This is a genomic window from Bradyrhizobium sp. CCGB12, from assembly GCF_024199845.1.
GTDB lineage: Bacteria > Pseudomonadota > Alphaproteobacteria > Rhizobiales > Xanthobacteraceae > Bradyrhizobium.
The window spans coordinates 260,274-282,834 of sequence record NZ_JANADO010000001.1; the positions used below are offsets into that span (position 1 = coordinate 260,274).

At 64.3% G+C, this 22,561-nt stretch carries 18 protein-coding genes; 14 read left to right on the top strand and 4 right to left on the bottom strand.

Annotated features, from left to right (window positions below; all coding sequences use genetic code 11):
- Window positions 1-7: 7 nt before the first annotated feature.
- The gene (locus tag NLM27_RS01215) at window positions 8-640 is read right to left on the bottom strand and encodes a cupin domain-containing protein (RefSeq protein ID WP_254141597.1); all 633 of its coding nucleotides are present in this window, start codon (window positions 638-640) and stop codon (window positions 8-10) included.
- Window positions 641-859: 219 nt separating this feature from the next.
- On the opposite strand from NLM27_RS01215, the gene NLM27_RS01220 reads away from it, so the two are divergent.
- The 11 genes from NLM27_RS01220 (at window position 860) to NLM27_RS01270 (ending at window position 17,294) form a co-directional block, all read left to right on the top strand.
- Window positions 860-2,551, top strand: coding sequence for a peptide ABC transporter substrate-binding protein (locus NLM27_RS01220; RefSeq protein WP_254141598.1), 1,692 nt, complete (start codon window positions 860-862; stop codon window positions 2,549-2,551).
- A gap of 27 nt (window positions 2,552-2,578) precedes the next feature.
- On the top strand, window positions 2,579-3,529 hold the full coding sequence (locus NLM27_RS01225; RefSeq protein ID WP_254141599.1) for an ABC transporter permease: 951 nt from the start codon (window positions 2,579-2,581) through the stop codon (window positions 3,527-3,529).
- 3 nt (window positions 3,530-3,532) lie between these two features.
- Window positions 3,533-4,408, top strand: a complete 876-nt coding sequence (locus NLM27_RS01230) for an ABC transporter permease (protein ID WP_254141600.1) — start codon at window positions 3,533-3,535, stop codon at window positions 4,406-4,408.
- A gap of 40 nt (window positions 4,409-4,448) precedes the next feature.
- Window positions 4,449-5,777 carry an FAD-binding oxidoreductase gene (locus NLM27_RS01235; RefSeq protein WP_254141601.1) on the top strand — a complete coding sequence of 443 codons (1,329 nt, stop codon included), beginning with the start codon at window positions 4,449-4,451 and terminating at the stop codon, window positions 5,775-5,777.
- Window positions 5,778-5,790: 13 nt separating this feature from the next.
- The gene (locus NLM27_RS01240; RefSeq protein ID WP_254141602.1) at window positions 5,791-6,717 is read left to right on the top strand and encodes a glyoxylate/hydroxypyruvate reductase A; all 927 of its coding nucleotides are present in this window, start codon (window positions 5,791-5,793) and stop codon (window positions 6,715-6,717) included.
- A gap of 195 nt (window positions 6,718-6,912) precedes the next feature.
- Window positions 6,913-8,772, top strand: a complete 1,860-nt coding sequence (locus NLM27_RS01245; RefSeq protein ID WP_254141603.1) for an ABC transporter ATP-binding protein — start codon at window positions 6,913-6,915, stop codon at window positions 8,770-8,772.
- 344 nt (window positions 8,773-9,116) lie between these two features.
- Window positions 9,117-11,261, top strand: coding sequence for a TonB-dependent siderophore receptor (locus tag NLM27_RS01250; RefSeq protein WP_254141604.1), 2,145 nt, complete (start codon window positions 9,117-9,119; stop codon window positions 11,259-11,261).
- Between the two features lie 19 nt (window positions 11,262-11,280).
- Window positions 11,281-12,423: a PepSY domain-containing protein gene (locus NLM27_RS01255; RefSeq protein ID WP_254141605.1), complete on the top strand. Its 1,143-nt coding sequence runs from the start codon at window positions 11,281-11,283 to the stop codon at window positions 12,421-12,423.
- Entirely contained in the window at window positions 12,420-12,614 is a 195-nt protein-coding gene (locus NLM27_RS01260) for a hypothetical protein (protein WP_254141606.1), read from the top strand. The genes NLM27_RS01255 and NLM27_RS01260 overlap by 4 nt, the downstream gene beginning before the upstream one ends.
- A gap of 474 nt (window positions 12,615-13,088) precedes the next feature.
- Window positions 13,089-13,604 carry a hypothetical protein gene (locus NLM27_RS01265; RefSeq protein ID WP_254141607.1) on the top strand — a complete coding sequence of 172 codons (516 nt, stop codon included), beginning with the start codon at window positions 13,089-13,091 and terminating at the stop codon, window positions 13,602-13,604.
- A 315-nt stretch (window positions 13,605-13,919) separates the two neighbouring features.
- Window positions 13,920-17,294: an adenylate/guanylate cyclase domain-containing protein gene (locus NLM27_RS01270; protein ID WP_254141608.1), complete on the top strand. Its 3,375-nt coding sequence runs from the start codon at window positions 13,920-13,922 to the stop codon at window positions 17,292-17,294.
- Between the two features lie 3 nt (window positions 17,295-17,297).
- Here NLM27_RS01270 and NLM27_RS01275 read toward each other — a convergent pair whose 3' ends face one another.
- Entirely contained in the window at window positions 17,298-18,521 is a 1,224-nt protein-coding gene (locus NLM27_RS01275; protein ID WP_254141609.1) for a polyhydroxyalkanoate depolymerase, read from the bottom strand.
- Between the two features lie 176 nt (window positions 18,522-18,697).
- On the opposite strand from NLM27_RS01275, the gene NLM27_RS01280 reads away from it, so the two are divergent.
- Window positions 18,698-19,354, top strand: a complete 657-nt coding sequence (locus tag NLM27_RS01280) for a glutathione S-transferase family protein (RefSeq protein WP_254141610.1) — start codon at window positions 18,698-18,700, stop codon at window positions 19,352-19,354.
- Window positions 19,355-19,646: 292 nt separating this feature from the next.
- Here the strand turns inward: NLM27_RS01280 and NLM27_RS01285 are convergent, their stop codons facing one another.
- Window positions 19,647-19,871: a hypothetical protein gene (locus tag NLM27_RS01285; RefSeq protein WP_254141611.1), complete on the bottom strand. Its 225-nt coding sequence runs from the start codon at window positions 19,869-19,871 to the stop codon at window positions 19,647-19,649.
- A gap of 185 nt (window positions 19,872-20,056) precedes the next feature.
- On the opposite strand from NLM27_RS01285, the gene NLM27_RS01290 reads away from it, so the two are divergent.
- Window positions 20,057-20,410 carry a hypothetical protein gene (locus tag NLM27_RS01290; protein WP_254141612.1) on the top strand — a complete coding sequence of 118 codons (354 nt, stop codon included), beginning with the start codon at window positions 20,057-20,059 and terminating at the stop codon, window positions 20,408-20,410.
- A 9-nt stretch (window positions 20,411-20,419) separates the two neighbouring features.
- Here NLM27_RS01290 and NLM27_RS01295 read toward each other — a convergent pair whose 3' ends face one another.
- On the bottom strand, window positions 20,420-21,523 hold the full coding sequence (locus NLM27_RS01295; protein ID WP_254141613.1) for a mandelate racemase/muconate lactonizing enzyme family protein: 1,104 nt from the start codon (window positions 21,521-21,523) through the stop codon (window positions 20,420-20,422).
- 179 nt (window positions 21,524-21,702) lie between these two features.
- On the opposite strand from NLM27_RS01295, the gene NLM27_RS01300 reads away from it, so the two are divergent.
- Window positions 21,703-22,536 carry an AraC family transcriptional regulator gene (locus NLM27_RS01300; protein WP_254141614.1) on the top strand — a complete coding sequence of 278 codons (834 nt, stop codon included), beginning with the start codon at window positions 21,703-21,705 and terminating at the stop codon, window positions 22,534-22,536.
- The last annotated feature ends 25 nt before the right edge of the window (window positions 22,537-22,561 follow it).

Below are 22,561 nucleotides of genomic sequence, written 5' to 3' on the forward strand. Positions count from 1 at the left end.
CTCCATGTCATCCCGCCGGCGGATCGGTTTGACGCAGCGTCGTCACCCAGATCACACGCGCCGCCTGCTGGGTCGGATTGTCGAACATGTGCGGCACGATGCTCGGAAAGCGAAAACTGTCGCCGGCTTCCAGCACGTGGGCCTGGTTGTCGAGCCATAACCGCAGGCTGCCCGAAAGGACGTAGCCCGCCTTCTCGCCGGTGTGCTGGAGGAAGTCGGTGCCGGACGAGGCGCCGGGATTGAGCGTGAGCTCGTAGAGTTCGAGCTGGCCCGTGCCATCAGGCGTGAGCGCTTCCTTGACCACGCCGCTGGCGGTGAGCCGCAGCAGTCGACGGTTGTTCTTGCGTACGATGTAGCGCTGCACGTCGGCGGGATCGCTGCTCTCGAAGAAATAGGAGATGGGAACGTCGAGCGCGATGCTGAGCAGGCGCAGCGTGCGGATCGACGGCATGGCGCGCGCACGTTCGAGCTGGCTGATCATGCCGGTGGACAGGCCGGTCTTGTTGGCGACGTCCTGGATCGAGAGGCCGGCGCGCTGACGCAGCAGCCGTACCGTCTCGCCGAGGCGCTGGTCGACCGCATCGTCGGCCTCGATCGTCGGGGCCTCCTTGGGACTGTTCGTATCGCCGCGACCATCCATGTCGCTCTCCCATGCATCATCTCAGCCTCGGACCACAGCGGTCCGGGCTTCAGTCGGAGTGAAAAGGTCACGCATTCTAGCAATGTGATTGACAGGTGTATTTAGTCGTGATGAAATTTTGGCTGAAAAATTTAGAAGCACTAAAGCCCACTCCTGTCCCTTCGCCGGGGTCTCGGGGGCGCGGGAGACGGTGCCGCGTGCGACAACGGGAGAGTGGCCATGGCAGACGACACCGGCAGGTTCGGCGTTGGAGCAGTGCATCTCGGCATTCCGAGTCGCCGTCAGTTCTTCCAGCTCGGGGCCGGAGCCGCGGCAGGCTGGAGTCTTGCAGGCAACGCCTTCGCCCAGAGCGAGCGCCCGACCAATCCGCCGGACAAGCCGCGCGGGCAGGTGGTCGCGGCGCTGTCGCAGGAGCCGACCGTCTTTCATCCGCTGATGCCCGGCATCGAGGTCGATCAGGGTGTCTGGTGGCAGGTGTTCTCGCTGCTCTGGTTCATCGATCCGGCCGGCAATTTCGTGCCTGATCTGGCGCGCGAAGTCCCGACCATCGAGAATGGCGGCCTGTCGGCCGACGGCCTGACCTGGAAGATCAAGCTGCGCAGCGACGTGAAGTGGCATGACGGCACGCCGTTCACGGCTGAGGACGTAAAATTCTCGCTCGAGCTGATCAACAATCCCGATTTCCGCGCGCGCAGTCGCGTCGGCCACAGCCTCGTCAAGGACATCAAGGTCGTAGCGCCCGACGAGATCCACTGGCGCATGGAAGCGCCTTATTCGCCCTACATGTCGATCCTGGGATCGCTGACCTTCATCGTGCCCAAGCACATCCTGGGGAAAGTGTCCGATCCGAACGCCTCGCCGTTCCACAATGCGCCTGTTGGCACCGGGCCGTTCCGCTGGGGCGAGCGCGTGCCCGGCGACCACATCCTGCTCAACGCTCATGCCGGCTACCACGGCAAGGGGCCTTACGTCGAACGCGTGGTCTTCAAATACATTCCCGATCTCACCGTTCTCTACACCCAGTTCCGCACCGGTCAGGTCGACTACACCGGCCTGCAAGGCATTTTGCCGAACTTCGTGCAGGAGGCGAAGACGCTGAAGGGCCGCAAGGTGGTCGTCTCCTCGACGTCCTCGGTGGAGCATATCGCGCCCAATCTGGAGTTCGGTCCCTTCGCCGACCGCGCGGTGCGCGAGGCGCTCTATCTCGCCATCAACAAGCAGGCGATCATCGATGCGCTCTATTACGGCCTGCCGACGCAGACCGAGAGCTTCGTGCCGCAGCAGGCCTGGTCATTCCAGCAGGGGCTGCCGCAACACAAATACGATCCCGCGAAGGCCAACGCGCTGCTCGATGCCGCAGGATGGGTTCGCGGCACCAGCGGCGTGCGCGAGAAGGGCGGCGTCAAGCTCGAATTCGCCAACTCGACGACATCGGGCAGTGCGGTGCGCGAGCAGACCCAGCAGCTCCTGATCCAGGACTGGCGCGCGATCGGTGCTGCGATGCGCGTCAACAACATGCCGGCCGCCGTGATCTGGGGCGACTTCTGGCAGCAGTCGAAATTCAATTCGGTGATCGTTGGTGTGAACTTCATGCTGGGCAGCGATCCCGACGTGACGCCGCGCTTCGGCTCCGGCGCTATTCCCGCCAAGGGCGGCCGCGGCTACAACACCTATCAATACCAAAGCGCGGAGGCCGATCGTCTTCTCGCCGACGGCGCCAAGCAGTTCGAGATCGCACAGCGCAAGACGACCTATGGCGACCTGCAAAAGCTGATCCGCAATGATCTTGCGATCCTGCCGCTGTTCCAGGGCTTCATCGCCGAGGGTGTGAAGGAGGGGCTGCAGGGCTTCCGTCCCAACATCAACACCTCCATCAATTGCTGGAATATCCGCGAATGGTACTGGGCCTGATGGATCAGGTGCGCAGGGCAGCCTGAGATGGCCCGTTACGTCGTCAACCGCCTGGTGCAGGCGATCATGCTGCTGGTGATCGTCTCGGCGATCGGCTTTGCCATCCTGCATTTGGCACCCGGCGGTCCGCTCTCGCAATTCGCGGCCTCCGCGCAGATGACGCAGGAGGATCTCGATCGCGTCACCAGGCAGCTCGGGCTCGATCGTCCGCTGCCGGTCCAATATCTCGACTGGTTCGGCCGCATGGTGCGCGGCGATTGGGGGCGCTCCTATCGCGACGGCGAGGCCGTGCTTTCCGTGATCTCCTCGCATCTCGGCGCCACCCTGGAGCTGATGGCGACGGCGACCATCATCGCGGTGCTGCTCGGCTGCTGGATCGGCGTGTTGGGAGCGCTACGCCGCTATTCTCTGTTCGACACGTTGGCAACCGTCGGCGCCATGATCGCGTTGTCGATCCCGACCTTCTGGTTCGGCCTCGTCACCATCTACGTCTTTTCGGTGAAGCTCGGCTGGCTCCCCGCGGGCAATCGTCAGACCGTCGGCGATGGCTCCTTCCTCGACCTGCTGCATCACCTGATCGCGCCGGCGCTGGTGCTGGCGCTGGTCGAGACCGCGATGTGGGGCCGCTTCATGCGTTCCTCCATGCTCGAAGTCATCAACCAGGATTACATCCGCACGGCGCGCGCCAAGGGCATGCCGGAATGGCGCATTCTCTCCGTGCATGCGCTTCGCAACGCGCTGCTGCCGATGATCACGGTGGCGGGCCTGCAGTTTCCGACGCTGCTCGGCGGCGCGCTGGTGGCCGAGACCGTGTTCACCTGGCCCGGTATGGGACGCCTGTTCCTCGATTCCATCGGTTATCGCGACTATCCCGTGGTGATGGGCATCCTGATGTTCTCGGCGACGATGGTGCTGATCGGCTCGCTGCTCGCCGACATCCTCTATGCCGTCGTCGATCCGCGCATCCGGGTGGGCTAGGCGATGACGGCTGCAGCCCTCTCCACCGCTCAGCTCGCGCCCGGCCAGGCGGCGTGGCGGCGCTTCCGCCGTCATCGGCTCGCGCTTGCCGGCGCCGTGATCATTCTGGTGCTCGTTCTCGGCTCGGCGTTTGGTCCTTATCTGCTGCCGTTCGACGACACCTATATCGACATCATGAAGCGGTTCGCTCCGCCGCTGTCGGGCGCACACATCCTCGGCACCGACGAGCTTGGCCGCGACGTGCTGGCGCGCCTGATGATGGGCGGCCGCGTGTCACTCTCGATCGGCATCGTCGCGATGGTGATCGCGATGGCGGTCGGAATCGTCGTCGGCGCCTTCGCCGGTTTCTATGGCGGCCTGGTCGGCGCGGTTCTGATGCGTCTCGTCGACGCCGTGCTGTGCTTTCCGACGATCTTCCTGCTGCTGGCGCTGGCGGCGCTCACCGAGCCCGGCCTCGTCACCACCACCGTGCTGATCGCAGCGACGGCGTGGATGAGCGTCGCCCGCGTCGTCGAGGCCCAGGTCCGCTCGCTGCGGGAGCGCGAGTTCGCGGTCGCCGCGCTCGCCTTCGGCTCGTCGAACCTGCGGATCATGTTCCGCGAGCTCGTGCCCAACGCCATCGCGCCGATCGTGGTGGCGGCGACGCTGAATGTCGCCAAGGCGATCCTGCTGGAATCCTATGTCAGCTATCTCGGTTACGGCATCCAGCCGCCGGCCGCGAGCTGGGGCAACATGCTCAATAACGCACAGATCTATCTCACCAGCGCACCGTGGCTCGCGATCGTGCCGGGCGTCGCCATCACGCTGGCGGTGACGAGCTTCAACTTCCTCGGCGACGGCCTGCGCGATGCGCTCGATCCGCGAATGAATATCCCATGACGAGCCAAGGCCCGTTTGAACTGAATACCAGGAGTGCCCCATGTCCCCGCCGCTCAACCGTATAAACAGCGATGAACGTCTGCCGGCCCAGGCGGACGTCGTCGTCATCGGCGGCGGCGTCATCGGCGTCTCCGCCGCTTATCATCTGGCGAAGAAGGGTCTCTCGGTTGTCTTGGTCGAGAAGGGCCATGTCGGCGGCGAGCAATCGAGCCGCAATTGGGGCTGGTGCCGCCAGCAGGGCCGCGCGCGCGAGGAGATCCCGCTTGCCCGCGAGGCGCTGCGGCTGTGGGAGGACATGCAGAACGACGCCGGCGTCGATGCCGGCTTCCGCCGCACCGGCGTGCTGTTCCTGACCAAGAGCAAGGACGAACTCGCCGGCTGGGAGCGCTGGGCGGCGATCGCGCGCGAGCAGCAGGTCCACTCCACGATCCTGACGCCAGCCGAGATCGCCGAACGCATGCCGGCTAATACCGACAAATGGGTCGGCGGCTTGCACACGCCGAGCGATGGGCGCGCCGAGCCGTCGATGGCCGTGCCGGCGCTCGCCACCGCTGCGAGAAAGCACGGCGTCATCATCCATCAGGGCTGCGCCGCGCGTGGACTGGAGACGCAAGGCGGCAAGGTCAGCGCCGTCGTCACCGAAAAGGGCACCATCCGCACTCAGGCGGTGCTGCTGTCGGGCGGCGCATGGTCGTCGCTGTTCTGCCGCCGTCACGGCATCGAGCTGCCGATCGGCCTCGTCAACGCGACGGCCTGCCGGACTACGCCAGGACCGGAGATCACCTCGGGCGCGCTCGGCACCGACTTCTACTGCATCCGCCGCCGTCTCGATGGAGGCTTCACGCTGGCGCTGCGCAACCGCGGCACGGTCGAGCTGTCGCCCGACCTGTTCCGCTACGCCCGCACCTTCTGGCCGACCTATCAGCATCGCAAGAACGGGCTGAAGCTCTCGTTCGGCAAGTCATTCTTCGACCAGATCATGCGCGGCACCAGCTGGAGCCTCGACAAGCCGTCGCCGTTCGAGGCCGAGCGCGTGCGCGATCCGGCGCCCGACATGTCGCTGGTCAATGCGGCGCTGGCGTCGCTGATCCAGTCGAACCCGGAACTGAAGGACATCGAGATCGCGGAAGCCTGGGGCGGCACGATCGACTGCACGCCTGATACGATCCCCGTGATCTCGCCGGTCGATGCGCTGCCCGGCTTCTTCCTCGCCACCGGCTTCTCCGGTCACGGCTTCGGCATTGGCCCTGCGGCCGGCAAGCTCGCCGCCGACATCGTCACGGGATCGACGCCGCTGGTCGACCCGGTCGCCTATAGCCACAAGCGAATGATCGACGGCCGGCGCCTCGCGCCGGTCAGCCCGTTCTGAGAGCTCAGGTCGCATGACGGTTCTCTACAAGGCCAACATGGTTCGCGGCGCCGAGTGGGCGCGCTTCTTCGCGGAGCGCGCGCCCGACGTGCCGTTCCGGCTCTGGCCTGATGTCGGCGATCCCGCCGAGGTGCGCTATCTGGTGGCGTGGGTCCCGCCGGATGATATCGCCGCGACGTTCCCGAATCTCGAACTGGTCTTCTCCGTCGGTGCCGGCGTCGACCAGTTCGACGTCACGAAGCTTCCGGCGCACCTTCCGCTCGTCCGCATGCTGGAGCCCGGCATCGCCGAGACCATGGTCGAATACGTCACCATGGCCGTGCTCGCCCTGCATCGCGATCTCCTAGACTTCATCAGCCAGCAGAAGAAGCAGGTTTGGCACGAAATCCGGATCACGCCGGCGAAGCGGCGGCGTGTCGGCGTGATGGGGCTCGGCCAGCTCGGCCAGGCCGCGCTCGATCGGCTCCGGGCGTTCGGCTTTCCGCTTCTCGGCTGGAACCGCTCGCCGCGCGAGATCGAAGGCGTGACCTGCTATGCGGGCGCGGGCTCGCTGCCGGATTTCCTGTCGCAGACCGACATTCTGGTCTGCCTGCTGCCGCTGACCGACGAGACTCGCGGCATCCTCAACGCGGACCTGTTCGCGCGGCTGCCGCGCGGTGCTGGGCTCGTCAATGTCGGGCGTGGCCCGCATCTCGTCGAAGCGGATATTCTCGTTGCGCTCGACAGCGGCGTGTTGTCGGGCGCCGTCCTCGATGTCACCGATCCCGAGCCGCCGCCCGCAGGCCACCCGTTCTGGAGCCATCCGCGCATCCTGCTGACGCCGCACAATGCCAGCATGACCACACCGGATACGGCCGTCGATTTCGTGCTCGACGTGATCGATCGACATCGCCGCGGCGACGAGCTGCCGGGGCGGGTCGATCGCACGCGTGGTTACTGAGGGCGAGATGATGGTGAGGACGTTGGTGCAATCAAGCGCGCCTCTTACCTCTCCCACATGCGGGAGAGGTCGGCGTGCAGCGCCGGGTGAGGGTTCTCTCCTCTTGGGGGTTCTTGCTAGCGGAGATACCCTCTCCCCAACCCTCCCCCGCAAGCGGGGGAGGGGGCGCACTGTCTCTGCGGCAGGGGTCTTCGCATGAGCATGGGAGCGAACGGAGCGATCGCCGCAGCACAGTCTCCTGTGCTGTCCGTCTCTGGCCTCACCACGTCCTTCCTGCGCGAGCGGCAATGGATCCCCGTCGTCCGCAACGTGTCGTTCGAGATCGCTCCCCAGGAAACCGTCGCGATCGTCGGCGAGTCCGGTTCGGGCAAGAGCGTTACCGCGCTCTCGATCATGCGGCTCATTCCGCAGGAGAGCGGCCGCATCGACGGTCGCGTCATGCTCGCCGGCCGCGATCTGCTGACGCTGCCCGAAGCGAGAATGACGGACATTCGCGGCAACGATGTCGCCATGATCTTCCAGGAGCCGATGACGAGCCTCAATCCGGTACTCACCATCGGCTTCCAGATTGCCGAGGCGCTGATCCAGCATCGCGGCCTGTCGCGCCCGGCGGCCGAAGCGGAGACCGTCCGCCTGCTCGATCGCGTCCGCATTCCCGCGGCGACATCACGCTTCCACGAGCATCCGCATCGCTTTTCCGGCGGCATGCGTCAACGCGTGATGATCGCGATGGCGCTGGCCTGCAAGCCAAGACTCCTGATCGCGGACGAGCCGACCACCGCGCTCGACGTCACCATCCAGGCCCAGATCCTGGAGTTGCTGAGGGAGCTCCAGCGGGAGGAGGGGATGTCGATCCTCTTCATCACCCACGACATGGGCGTGGTGGCCGAGATCGCCGATCGTACCGTGGTGATGTATGGCGGGCAGGCGGTCGAAACCGATGCGACGTCGCACATCTTCGCAGCGCCCTCGCATCCCTACACCCGTGCGCTGCTTGCCGCTGTGCCGCGCCTCGGCTCGATGGACGGGCGCGCGCGGCCGATGCGCTTTCCGATCGTCGACAAGCTGACGGGCACCTCGGATGAGCCGGCGGAGACACCCGACACGGTCTCGGCCGCCGAGCGCCCCCTGCTCGAGGTCGCGGGCCTCACCACGCGCTTTCCGATCCGCTCAGGCTTGTTCGGAAAGGTCTCGGGCCGCGTCCACGCGGTCGAGAACGTCTCCTTCACCTTGCGCGCCGGCGAGACGCTGGCGCTTGTCGGCGAATCCGGTTGCGGCAAGTCGACCACGGGCCGCTCCATTCTCAAGCTGACCGAGCCGGATAGCGGCACTGTCCTGATCGACGGCCAGGACGTGCTCGCCATGAATGGCCGAGCTTTACGCGATTTCCGCAAGCAGATGCAGATCGTGTTTCAGGATCCGTTCGCAAGCCTCAATCCGCGCATGTCGGTGGGAACGGCGATCGCAGCGCCACTGCTCGCCAACGGGCTCGCCACTGCTGCGCAGGCGCGCGACAAGGTCGCCGACCTTCTCGACCGCGTCGGACTGACCGCCGACATGGCCGCGCGCTTCCCGCATGAGTTCTCCGGCGGCCAGCGCCAGCGCATCTGCATCGCCCGCGCGCTCGCGCTCGGGCCGAAGCTGATCGTCGCCGATGAGGCAGTCTCGGCGCTCGACGTCTCGGTCAAGGCGCAGGTCGTCAATCTGATGCTCGATCTCCAGGCCAGCATGGGCCTCGCCTATCTCTTCATCTCCCACGACATCGCTGTGGTCGAGCGCATGAGCCATCGCATCGCGGTGATGTATCTCGGCGAGATCGTCGAGATCGGCCCGCGCGCATCCGTGTTCGGCAATCCGCAGCATCCCTACACGAAGAAGTTGATGGCCGCGGTCCCGGCGCCCGATCCGTCGCGCCGCGGCATGCGGCGGGACGCCTCCAACGACGAGATCAGAAGTCCGGTGCGCGCGCCGGATTACCAGCCGCCTCGCCGGCAGTATCGCGACGTGTCCCCCGGCCACGTCGTCCAGATCTGGGGCGATGAGTGGTTGATCTAGGGCATCTCAACGGGGAGTTCCCGGTCGATTGCGCAGGAAGAAATGCTTCTGCCTGAGAATGTTGGAACAATTCTAAGATAGATTCTACGAAACCATCGCATCCGCGTTCTTCCCACCGCGACGTCTGACAGCTACCGCTCGTCGCGGAAGTGGAATGGGGTGCGATCGTGGTGGGAATTCCGGGGGGTGGAGCGAAGGCTCCTTTCGTCGTGTTGCTGGGACTGGCGTTGACGACCCATGCGACGGAGAGCGTCGCGCAGACGCCGGCAGCGGGATCGGGGGCGACGCTGCCTCCCGTGACAGTCGAGGCGCCAAAGCCACGCCCGGCGGGACGCAATCAGCCAATGCGAACATCGCGCGGCGCGCGTAGCAACCAGCCGCGAACCGCCGCGAGACGCGGCACCGAAGCCCCCCGCCCCGAGACGGCGGCAAGCCGGGGCACATTCCGCCAGGGCAATGGCCCGATCGAAGGGTACGTCGCGCATCGGACATTGGCCGGCACCAAGACCAACACGCCCATCCTCGAAGTGCCGCAGTCGGTCTCCGTGATCGGCCGCGATCAGATCCGCGACCAGGGCGCGCGGTCCGTGGTGCAGGCCGTTGGCTACACGCCGGGCATTGTCACCAACAGCCCGAACGATACGCGCTTTGAATCGCTCCGCATCCGCGGCTTCCAGCCGGTTCTCTACCTCGACGGCATGCAGCTTCCCTACGGCGCCAGCCAGTTCGGCCAGCCGAAGCTCGATCTTGCCTTGCTCGAGCGCGTTGAAGTGCTGAAAGGACCTTCGTCGTCACTCTACGGGCAGGTCGCGCCCGGCGGCATGGTCAACCTCGTCAGCCGTCTGCCGACGGCGACGCCGGTCAACTCGGTCGAGGTTCTCGGCGATAGCTGGGGAAGGGCCCAGACCAATTTCGACGTCGGCGGTGTCAGTCAGAAGGGCGATCTGTACTGGCGCATCGCCGGCACGCTGCATGGCGGCGGCACGCAGGTCGATTTCGTCAACGATTTTCGTGGTGCGATCGCGCCGTCCTTCACCTGGAGGCCGGATCTCGACACCACCTTCACGTTTCTGAGTGGCTACCAGCGCGACATCACCGGCCTGGCGTTGCAGTTCTATCCGGCGATCGGCACGCTGCTGCCCAGCCCGAACGGACGCATTCCGATGACGAAGTTCCTCGGCGAGCCCGGCTTCGATCATTTCGACCGCCAGCAGGCCTGGGTCGGCTACCAGTTCGAGCACTCGTTCAACGAGATCTGGACGGTGCGGCAGAACGTCCGCTACTTCAACCTCCAGACCAACACCTATGCGGTCGCAGGCGGCGGCGCGGCGGGCTTGAATCCCTATCCCAATTCCGCCGCGGGTGATTTCGCTACCCTCGCGCGCGCTGCTTTCAAGTTCCCTGAGAACGCCGACGCGTTCACCGTGGACAATCAGGCCGAGGCCCGCTTTTCGACCGGCGCGCTTGCCCATACCATGCTGACGGGGCTCGACTATCGTCACATCACCAGCGAGCTGAACATGGGCATCGGCGCGGCACCGTCGATCAATCTCAATAACACCGTCTATGGTGCGCCAATCGCGATGCCGGCGACCGGCACCAACACGGGCCAGCGCCAGGACCAGACCGGTCTGTATGTGCAGGACCAGATTGCGCTCGGCGGATGGCGGCTGACTCTGAGCGGCCGCAGTGACTGGGTCTCCACCGACACGTTGAATTTTATTGCAAAGACGAAGCAGAACCAGGACGACCAGGCATTCACAGGGCGCGCCGGACTGAACTATGTGTTCGACTCCGGTGTGGCGCCGTACATTGCCTACGCCACCTCGTTCCAGCCTACTCTGGGGACGACCGCCAGCGGCGCGGCGTTGGTCCCGACCACGGCAAAGCAGGCCGAGATCGGCGTCAAGTATCAGCCGGTCGGCACCAACCTGCTGTTGACGGCGGCGCTGTTCGATATAACGCAGGAAAACGTCGTCACGCCGGATCTGAGCGTTTTGGGCAAGAGCGTGCAGACCGGCGAGGCGCGATCGCGCGGTGGTGAATTCGAGGCGACGGTGAGCCTGACCGAGGGGCTGAATCTGAAGGCGTCTTATGCCTACACCGACACCCTGACGACCAGGACCAACACGCCCACCCAGCTCAACAAGCACCTCACCATCCAGCCCATGAACCAGGCGGCGCTCTGGGCGGACTACACGTTCCAGCACGGTCAGCTCAGCGGCTTCGGCTTCGGCGGCGGCGTGCGTTACATCGGCGATTCCTATGGTGATCTCGCCAATACGATCTCGATCCCGAGCTATACGCTGTTCGATGCCGTGATCCATTACGATCTGTCGAATCTCGATCGCAGGCTCCGCGGCGTGCAGCTTGCGGTGAATGCCACCAATCTGTTCGACAAATACTACGTCGCCTCCTGCACGACGCTGAGCTCCTGCTTCCTCGGAGCCGGGCGTACCGTGATCGGCAGCGTCCGCTACACCTGGTGACGAGGGAGGGCCGCGCCACATGACGCCCCGTTCGATCCGCCTCTGGAAGCAAACGCACAAGTGGACGAGCCTCGTCTGCACGCTGTTCCTGTTCATGCTGTGTCTGACCGGGCTTCCGCTGATCTTCCATGACGAGATCGACGCGGCGTTGGGCGTCACGGTCGAGCCCGATGCCGTGGCCGCAGGGACGCCGATGCTGAGCTTCGACCGCGTGCTCGAGATCGCCCGGGCGGCGCAGCCGAAAGAGGTGATCACGATCGTCGGTGCGGATGATGAAGATCCGATCTGGCACGTGTACATGGCGTCGACCATCACGTCGCCGAAGACGGACGTCATCGTCAGCGTCGATGGCCACACGGGACGGGTTCTCCATGTCGGAGCGACCGTCCGCGGAGCCGTCACCAAGTTTCTGCTCGATCTTCATACCGATCTGTTTCTGGAACAGCCGGGCATGTTGTTTCTGGGGGCGATCGGACTGGTCTTTCTGGTGGCGATCGTCTCCGGCGTGGTTGTTTACGCTCCCTTCATGCGTCGATTGGATTTCGGCACGATGCGGTCGCGGCGCCGGCTGTATTGGCTCGACGTGCACAATCTGTTCGGCATCGTCATCCTGGCCTGGACGCTCGTCGTCGGAATCACGGGCGTCATCAACACGCTGTCCCAGCAGATCGCGCAGCATTGGCAGCGTACCGAGCTGGTCGCGATGCTCGGACCCTGGCGCAACGCGCCGGTGCCGCCGAAGCTTGCGTCCGCGCAATTGGCGATCGATACGGCCCTCGCGCACGCTCCGGGCATGAAGGTGCAGTCGGTCGCAATGCCTGGATCGCCATTTGCCGGCGGTCGTCACTACGGCGTTTATTTGCGTGGTGACCAGCCGCTCACGTCGCGCCTGCTCAAGCCGGTTCTGATCAACGCCGATGATGGCTCCTTCGGCGAGACAAGGGACATGCCGCTTTACGTCAAGGCGCTGTTCGTGTCGAAGCCGCTGCACTTCGGCGACTATGGCGGCATGCCGCTGAAGATCATCTGGGCCTTGCTCGATCTCGTTACTCTCGTCGTGCTCGGCAGCGGGCTCTATCTCTGGGCGGCACGCTTGCGCAAGGCGCCGGCGGGATCGATCGCGCCGGCCGCGCAGCAGCTGGCTGCGGGGCCCTCCCGATGATCGGCAAAAGGCATTCCCTTGGCAGGATTTTCCTGGCCCCGGTGGTAATCGCCGGCGTCGTCGCCTTCGGATTGATTTCCGCGCTCCTCGGCGACGGAATCTGGGATCAGGCATCCTGGATCGCGCTGGCCTTTCCACTCGTGATCCTGGCCTTCTATGTGAGAAGGCGCACGGCTCGCCGACAGGCCTGAGGCGCTGAAGCGCAGCATCTCACGCATTCACGTGCACGAAGCCGGCCAAGAGCGAATGGACCTGACGCCGGCGAAACGCGGGACAGCTTGCGAACTCACGGTGTCTTCGCGGCCAGCTCCTGCGCTTGCGAGTATGCAACGATGCAAACTTAGTCCTCCTGAAATCGTGACTGGAGGGAGCGATAGGGAACTGCGGGATGTGAACCGTCTCATATTTGGTCACGATCCTTTCGAGCTATTACCCCAGCAAGAAATTGCCGCACCCGGAGCAACTGACAGGCACGGGCGAGATGCAATGCCTGCGAAGCCGTGTGCTCGCAGATTTGGATTGGCCCTTGTCTTGCTCACGAGCAAGCTGGTCCCATCACTCAGCACAGATCTTTCAGAAACTGGAATCAAGGGCATCACGAAGCGCGTTTACGCAGCTCCTATTCGGAGTCGGCCGGTAGGCTGCTACTTACCAAGAGGCCCCCAATGAAGATCAGCAACGAAATTTCAAGCGCATTTTCCCGGACAAGACAGGTCGGCAATTTTCGGATCGCCCGTTCCAGTCTCCTCAGGTCGGCCCATCTTCTTGAAAGAATTGGGCTTGCTGCCGTTGGGGCCACTTGCGGGCTCTACGTGGGCGCGACCCTGTTGCGTCAGAAAGGCGGCCTCTTTGAAAGTGGCTGGATCGTGCTGCTAACGATGCTCTACGGAGCTGTTAGCTTCTATGTTGGAATTGATCTGTCTCGTGCAGTCGCTCGGAAGTCGATTTTGAACACCTCGGAGGAATACACCGGGTCCGAGGCGGTTGAAATCATGAGCGCAGCCGGAACGTTCAGCGCGGCGATTGCAGCCGCTCTGTCCGTCAGCATCCTTGTCCTTGATCAAAGCCTTCCCAATGGTCTGATCATCTTTGTTGCCGGCTGCTGGATGGTTGGGTCTTCGCTTCAAGTCGCGGCGGGGACGATGGCGCGCGGCTATGAAGTGCCGGTGGACAAGGAGTGAAGACGATGTGCTCGCGGAAAGACGCCTGCCAGCGTCGTGCGTGGGCACAGGTCCGGTGCCGGATTCGACTTCAGATCCGAACGAGCCGTTGACGACTGATAGCAACCTCTGTCCTTCAACGCTGCGTGCAGACGATTTTTAGTGGCGCAGACGTTCGTGTCGAACGACGTTTCTGCTTGGACGCGTGCCGGTACTGAGCAACCTAAGTTGTCGTGCAACAAATAAGACGTGCCATCATGGTGGCGTTGCGATATTGTTCCCACGCGCCGTGGTCCAAAATTCTGCTAACCGCCAACCACACGATCGGTGGAGCCAATGCAGATTGCGGAGTGGCTCGAGAAGCTGGGGCTTGGGCAATACGCAGAGCGCTTTGCCCAAAATGGGATCGACATGGGCGTCCTTCCCGAACTGATGGATGAGGATTTCGACAAGCTCGGAGTCCTGCTCGGCCATCGCCGCAAAATGCAGCGCGCCATTGCCGACCTCGATCCGGCCGCGTTGATCGCATCGCCCGCTCTTCCTCACGACGCCGAGCGGCGTCACCTCACCGTTATGTTTTGCGATCTGGTCGGCTCGACCGCGCTCTCGGCCCGGCTCGATCCCGAGGACATGTGGGAAGTGATCCGCGCCTACCGCGCCGCCTGCGCGAGCGTCATCGCTGCTTATGACGGCAGGATAGCCAGGTTCGTCGGTGACGGAATACTCGTCTATTTCGGCTATCCTCGCGCCCACGAGGATGATGCAGAGCGGGCAGTGCGCGCGGGCCTCGACATCGTCGCTGCGATCGGACAACTGAAAACAGGCGCGGACGAACGGGTTGAACTGCGGATCGCAATCGCGACCGGGCTTGTGGTGGTCGGCGACCTCATCAGCGGAGATGCGTCAGAGGAGCACGCGACGGTCGGCGATACACCGAACCTCGCTGCCCGGCTCCAGAGCCTGGCGGAGCCGGGAGTGGTCGTCGTTGCCTCGTCGACGCGCCGGCTGCTTGGCGACCTCTTCACGCTGCGCAATCTCGGCCGCCGCGAAGTCAAGGGGATAGCCGAACCCATCGCGGTCTGGGCGGTCGAGGGGGCGACCGCATCGGAGAGTCGCTTCGAGGCGGTCCGCGCGGCGCGCTCGATCGGCTTTGTCGGCCGCAAGGAGGAGATCGAATTCGCGCTCTCACGTCAGCGGCTGGCATGGCAGGGGCAGGGCCAGATGGTGTTGATTTCTGGCGAAGCGGGCATCGGCAAGTCGCGCATCGTCGCAACGCTGTCCGAAAGCCCCGCGTTGGGGGCGCACCGCCGCGTGCGATATCAATGCTCGCCCTACCACACCAACAGCGCGCTTCATCCCTTTGTCGCACAGCTCGAGCGCGCAGCCGGCATCCGCCCGCACGACACGCCCAGGCAAAAGCTCGACAAGCTCGAGGCCATGCTGGCGCTTGGCACACACCAGGTCGCCCGAGCGACACCGCTCATTGCGGCTCTGCTTTCGATTCCAACCGGCGACCATTGTCCGCCGCTTGGTTTGAGCCCGGCGCAACTGCGGCGGCAGACATTTGCCTCCCTTCTCGATCAGCTCGAGGGGTTGGCGCGAGAGCAGCCGCTGCTGATCATCTGCGAGGATATGCATTGGGCCGATGCCACGACACTTGAATTATTCGATCTCGCGGTCGATCGGATCAGGGGGCTGCCGATCCTCGTGCTCATGACGTCCCGGCCGGAGTTCGAGCCCTCGTGGTCGGGCCTTGCCAATGTCAGTCTGCTGCGGCTCGACCGACTAGACCCGCAGGACACGCGTGCGCTGGTCGAGCAGGTGACCGTTGGTCGCCAGCTGCCACGGGAGATGATGAAGCAGATCATCGACAAGACGGATGGCGTCCCGCTGTTTGTCGAGGAACTCACCAAGATGGTGCTGGAATCCGGATTGCTCGTCGAAGACGCCGGACGTTATCGGCTCGATAGCCCGCTGCCGCCATTGGCCATTCCCGCGACGCTGCAGGATTCGCTGATGGCGCGGCTCGACCGGCTGGCTCCAGTCAAGGAGGTGGCGCAGATCGGCGCCGCCATCGGCCGCGACTTTTCATACGCGCTGCTGAGATATGTGGCGGGACGCGATGATCTGACGCTGAGCGCCGCGCTGGCGCAGCTCGAGGAGGCGGAGCTGCTGGTCCGTCGCGGGGCTCCGCCCGAAGCAAACTACAGCTTCAGGCACGCTCTCGTTCAGGAGGCAGCCTATGAGGGCCTGCTCAGGAGCAAACGGCAGGTGCTTCACAAGCGCATCGGTGATGTCCTGCGCGAGAAGTTTCCAGTCGTGGCCGAGACCGAGCCGGAAGTTCTGGCCCATCACTTCACCGAGGCGGGGCTGAGCGAGGTCGCGCTGGAATGGTGGCGCAAGGCGGGCCAGCAGGCGCTAAAGCGTTCGGCCTATTCCGAGGCAATCGCGCATCTCGGCAAGGCGGTTGCGACCGTCGATCAACTGCCTGATGATCCCCGCCGGATGATGAGTAGGCTGCATCTGCAAATCGCATATGGCCGTGCATTGCGGGGTAGCCTCGGGCACAGTGCGCCCGAAACGGTGGCTGCATGGACGCGCGCCCGACAGTTCGCAGTCGACATCAATGATCCGGTCGAACTTGCGCCGGTCCATTCGGGACTCTTCAACGCCTGTCTGACGCACGGCGAGGTCGCTCCGATGCGGGAGCTGGCGGATGCCATCATGAGCGCAGCTGACCGACGGCCGGACTCGCCGGTGGCCGCCATCGTTGCCCATTGGACGGGCGGGGTGACCTGCTGGTTCGGCGGTGACTACGTGAAGGCAAGGGAGCATCTCGAGCGAGCACTGGATATCCATGGTGCCGAGCCGGATCCGGCGATGTTCAAGACTTCGGCGCTGGATCTTCCGTTCGTGATCATGAGGTTTCTTGCCTTGGTGCTCTGGCCGCTTGGCAGGATCGGTCGCGCACGCCAGCTCGCCGCCGAAGCGGTGAGTGCGCCCGGAGAAAAACGGGCGCTTTCCCAAGCCAATGCACTTGTCCATCGAGCCGTGTTCGACGGACTTTGCGGGGGCATGTTGCAGCAGACAGAGACGATCCTGGCGCTCGGTCTCGCGCGCGACCACACGATGCCGCTCTATGTGGCCGCCGGCATCTACCTGAATGGACTGGCCAAGTGGCGCGCCGGCGACCGCATGGCCGGACTGGCAGAGATGCGTCGCGGCTGGACCTTGCTGCACGAGAATGACTGCTACCTCTGTGAGCCGTTTTGGGGGATGCATGTCGCCCTGGCGGATGCAGAGGTGGGCCAAGTCGACACCGGACTGGAAATCGTGAGCGAATTGATTGCGTGGACGGGACAATCCGGTCAGCGTTGGCTTGATGCCGAACTGCACCGCGTCCACGGCGAGCTCTTATTGCGCCATGACCCTCCAGACGATTCCGGTGCCGAGAATGCTCTCACGCGCGCGCTGGAGATCGCGCGACGCCAGCAGACGAAGACGTTCGAGCTGCGTAGCGCCCTTGGACTTGCGCGCTTGCACAAAACGAATGGTCGAGCGGGCGCGGCATCCGAAGTGCTCGTTCCCGTGCTCGCCGACTTCGATGCGGAACGGGATCTTCCTGAAGTCGCGGAAGCGAAAGTCCTGCTCAGGCAGGAGCATGGGGCGCTTGCCGTTTCCCCCAGCTGGCCGTCTGGGGGCGGCGAATGACGGTCACGAATTGACGTGCACGAAATCCCGCAAGAGCGGATAGATCTCGTTGTTCCAGCGCTTGCCCGAGAACACGCCGTAATGGCCTACGCCGGCCTGCATGTGGTGGACCCGGCGATAGGCCCGCACGCCGGTGCAGAGGTCTTGCGCGGCGAGGGTCTGACCGATCGAGCAGATGTCGTCCTTCTCGCCCTCGACCGTCATCAGCCCCATGCGGCTGACGGCCTTGGTATTCACCGGGCGGCCGCGATGCATCAGCTTGCCCTGCGGCAGCAGGTGCTCCTGGAACACGTCGCGCACGGTCTCGATGTAGAACTCCGCCGGCAGGTCCATCACCGCAAAATATTCGTCGTAGAAGGTCTTGATGCTCGCGGCCTTGTCCTTCTCGCCCTTGGCGATGTGATTGGCGAGGTCGAGATGCTGCTTGATGTGGCGCTCGAGATTCATCGAAACGAAGGCGGTGAGCTGCACGAAGCCCGGATAGACTTTGCGCAAGGCGCCGCGACACTGCACCGGCACGTAGTTAATCAGGTTACGCTCGAACCATTCGATCGGCTTGCTCTTGGCGAATTCGTTGACCCTGGTCGGCTGGATCCGCGTGTCGATCGGCCCGGCCATCAGCGTCAGCGTCGCCGGCCGCGAAGGATGGTTGTCCTCGCACATGATTGCAGCGGCGGCGAGCGCGGACACCGACGGCTGGCAGATCGCGACCACGTGCGGGCGCGGGCCGAGCTGTCCTAGGAAGTCGATGAGATGCTCGGTGTAGTCGTCGAGACCGAAGCGGCCCTTGCTGCGGGGGATGTCGCGCGGATTGTGCCAGTCGGTGATGTAGACGTCGTGGTCCTGGAGCAGCGTCTTCACGGTGCCGCGCAAGAGCGTGGCGAAGTGGCCGGACATCGGCGCTACCAGCAGCAAGCGCGGCTGCTCTGCCACGCCATCCTTCTTGAAGTGCAGCAGCGAGCCGAACGGCGTCGCGTAGGCGATCTCCTCGGTGACGGCGATTTCGCGGTTGCCCACCATGACGCTGTCGATGCCATAGGCCGGACGATGATAGGTGAGGGTGGAGCGCGAGATCAGCTCCAGCGCCGCCGAGAGCCGGTTGACGACCTGGCCCGACATGCCCTGGGGCACCAGATTGAGGTATCCGAGGGCAGACGAAGCCCCCGCCCGCCATGGCTCCGTCAGATCCATGTGGTTCTGAAAGGCCTGATAGTACATCGACATCATTACTGAAACGCCCACCCTGACCCCAGGCCGTCATGCAATATCGACGCCAGATTCGAGTCAATTCGCCCTGAGAACTGGCATGTCGCTTGCTGTGGAATACGGGGAGGCACGAACTTTGGGTACCGTGCATACCGGCACGGTGGCGTCAGAAATTCAGGCGCGAGGGAAGGGGCGATATGGCGAAGGCGACACTGACCATCAGCAGCAAGAACTACTCATCCTGGTCGCTGCGTGGATGGCTGCTGACGAAGTTTTCCGGCCTCGATTTCGAGGAGATTGTCACCGCGCCCGACGACGCGTCCGCGCGCGCCGAAATCCTGCTGTTGTCGTCGTCGATCCTGGTGCCGTGCCTGCGGCACGAGGGCGCCGTGATCTGGGACACGCTGGCGATCGCCGAATATCTCAATGAGGCGATGCCGGATGCCGGGCTGTTGCCGGCCGACCGCATCCAGCGCGCGCATTGCCGCTCGATCTCAGGCGAAATCCATTCCGGCTTCACCACGCTGCGCGCCTCGCTGCCGGTCAACCTCAAGGGTCATTTCCCCGGCTTCAAGGTCTGGTCGCGCGCGCAGGCCGACATCGACCGGGTCTGGTTGATCTGGCGCGATTGCCTGGAGAGATCGGGCGGCCCCTTCCTGTTCGGCGACAAGCGCACCATGGCGGATGCGATGTACGCCCCGGTGGTGACGCGCTTCGTCACCTATGACGTCAAGCTTGCGCCGCCGCTGAAGGCCTATGCCGATACCATCATGGCGATGCCCGAGATGCAGGAATGGATTGCGGCGGCGCGGGAAGAGCCGGCCGAGATCGAGGAGCTCGAGGTCGAATATTAGGCAGGCCTCGCGCCGTATTGCCGTTCCGGCGGCTGGAGCCGCCGTTCGGCCGGCACGTCGCGCGCCTTCGGCCATGTCATTGATGCCGTTAACTTTTGTTGCCAAGGTGCGGGCTCAAATCGAATCCTGCGCTGCGCAGATATTGTGCACGTGGGCGGGTGGCTGGCCAGATTTAGGCGTGAACAGATGCGTACGAGGCCTTACGGCCGATTCGGACGCGGTTCGTTCGGGCCGCGTTCCGAAGGTTAAGGCAAAGCGCGGCCCCGTCGCATTTTGAAACAGGAACGATGCGTCAGGCCACGCCCGAATGCTTCACGCGCGGCAGGCGCCAGCCGATGACGGTCGCTTCGACGGCGATCCCGGCCTCGTGGTTCCGCCAACGTCCCTCGACATAACGGCATGCGAACGGCAGCTGATATGTTCCGCTGTGATCCTCGCACAGCACTTCGACCGCAAGGCCCGGTGGTGGTTCTCCGGCGCCGTCGAATTCCGCCAGACGTCTATCGCGCGTTGCCATTCCAAAAATCTCCCCTAAACAAAGCCGCGGAAAGCGTGCCCACTTCTTTCCGCGTGCCGATCATCGTTCCCCGTCCGAGGGAACAGGCGCAAGCTCAACGCGAGAATGCGGTACGAGTGTGGTAGCCTCTCGCGACCGCGCTCAAACAGCGCACATTGCCGTGATCCATTTGACGAGGAACCTGCATGCTGTATCGAAGCGCCGGCGTTTGTTTCACGATGTTGCTGCTCGCAGCGCTGGCGCCGCTGCCGCTCCGCGCGCAGGACGTGCCCGGCATCGAGATCTGCACCGTCGAGAAGACTATGGAGCGGCGCACGAGCTGCCTCCAGAGCAATGTCGATTTCCTCCAGAAGACCATCACCAAGCTCACGCTCGATCATCAGCAGAAGCTGGATGCGGCCAATCGCCAGATCGACGCGTTGAAGACGAGCCTCGCCGGCTTGCAGAAGACGCTCGCCGATCTCCAGACCGCCCAAGTGAAGATGGCCGACGATGTGAAGAAGAAGCAGGACGCGCCGGCAAAGGACGCCGCGAAATAAGCGCGCAGGTCACGTCACGCGATATCGCTCCATCACGCCGCGATCGGGCTCGTAGCCAAGTCCAGGGCCTGAGGGCACCGCGACATGGCCGGTCGCATCGACATCGGCGCGGCTGCCCCAGAGGCAGGCCTCGCGCTTCAGATAAAACATTTCGACGAGCCCGTCCTCGCGCGTCGCCAGGAGGTGCAGCGTCGCCAGCAGGCCGGGGCCGAAATACGGGGAATGCGGGACGATCTTGACGCCGAGCCTATCCGCGAGCGCCGCAACCTTCAAAAATTCCGTGATGCCGCCGACCTTGATCACCGACGGCTGGGCGTGGCTCACCGCGCCCGCGTTCATCATCTGGCGGAATTGATATTCGGTGCAGGCGTTCTCGCCGGCGGCGACGCCGAGCCCGCCCTTGCTGCGGACCTCGGCGAGCGCAGCAAAATCCTCCGGCGGCCATACCGGCTCCTCCAGGAACATCGGTTGCGCATCGCCGCATGCTCTTGCGAACGCGATCGCCTGCTCGCCCGTGAGCGGGCAGTTCATGTCGACCATCAGCGGAATGCTTGGCCCGATCGCCTCGCGCGCGGCAAACACGGCGGGTGTCGTGGTCTCGTGCAGCTTGATGGCGCCATAGCCGAGCGCGAGCGCCTTCCTGCATTCGCTCGCGATATTGTCGGGCGAGCCGATCCGCAGCAGGCTCGCATAGGCCGGGATAGCCGTGCGCCTGGTCTCGCCGAGCAGGCGGTGGAGCGGCACGCCCTCGATCTTCGCGGCAAGGTCCCACAGCGCGATGTCGAGTCCTGATATCGCGAACATGGTGACGCCGTAGCGCCCGAACAGATGCAGATTGCGCTGGATCTGCTCCATGACGGCGGGAATGCCGGCCGCATCAGGCACCTTCAGCCCACGCGCCTGAGGCGCGATCATCTCCTCGACGGCGCTGCGCGCGGTGCGGGGACAGACATAGGCGAAGGCATCGCCCCAGCCGGTCAGGCCGGCATCGGTGGTGACCTCGACCAGCACCATGTCGAGCGCGGAGATTGCGGATGCGCCCTGGCGAAAGCTGGCGACACCGGCGTCATAGGGGATGCGGAAATGGTGCGCCCGCACATCGGTGATTTCCATGACGCGGTTCCTCCTGCTTTCTTGTGAGCGGTTATGAGAGTGCGAATGTAGACACGAACGCCCGGACGTTGCCAGCGGCTGTTTCGGCGTTATCCTCCTGCAGGACCGCAACGCCGATCAAGCGAAGCCGGCGGCCTTTCGTGCATCATGGCCCTGCTTCGAACGAGGGTCCGACCATCATGAACCCAGCCCAGCGCGCGCTCTGGTATATCGAGAGCCATCTGGCCGAGCCGATGGCGCTCGATGAGATTGCTGCGGTCGCCGGCGTGTCGCGGTTCCACATCGTGCGCGCGTTTGCCGCAGCCACCGGGCTTCCGGTCATGCGTTACGTGCGCGCGCGGCGGCTGAGCGAGGCCGCGCGCAGTCTTGCGAAGGGCGCGCCGGATATTCTGTCGCTGGCGCTGGAGGCGGATTACGGCTCGCACGAAGCATTCACCCGCGCGTTCCGCGACCAGTTCGGCACGACGCCCGAAACGGTCCGGGGCGCATCATGCGTCAGCCACCTCAAGCTTCAGGAGCCGATCCTCATGGACTCCACCATGCTCGACCATCTCAAAGCCCCGCGCTTCGAGACCGCAAAGGCCTTCCTCGTCGCCGGTCCTGCCGAGCGCATCTCTTGCGACAACGGTGCCATGATCCCCGGTCTGTGGCATCGCTTCCACCAGGAGGTCGCCGACATTCCCGCGCGCATCGGCAACGTCGCGTATGGCGTCTGCTGCAACGGCGATGATGCCGGCAATTTCGACTACATCGCCGGTGTCGAGGTCGCCGACTTCTCCGACCTGCCGCGCCGCTTCGGCCGCATCCGCATCCCCGAGCAGCGCTATGCGGTGTTCACCCACACCGATCACGTCGCCTCTATCCGGCGCACCGTCAACACGATCTGGAATCAATGGCTGCCGGCCTCGGGCCTCAAAGCTGCGGACGCGCCGAGCTTCGAGCGCTACGACGAAAAGTTCGATCCCGCGACCGGCAATGGCGGCTTTGAAATCTGGGTGCCGGTGCGAGAGTAGCGCGCAACGCTGGCATACCGTCCCG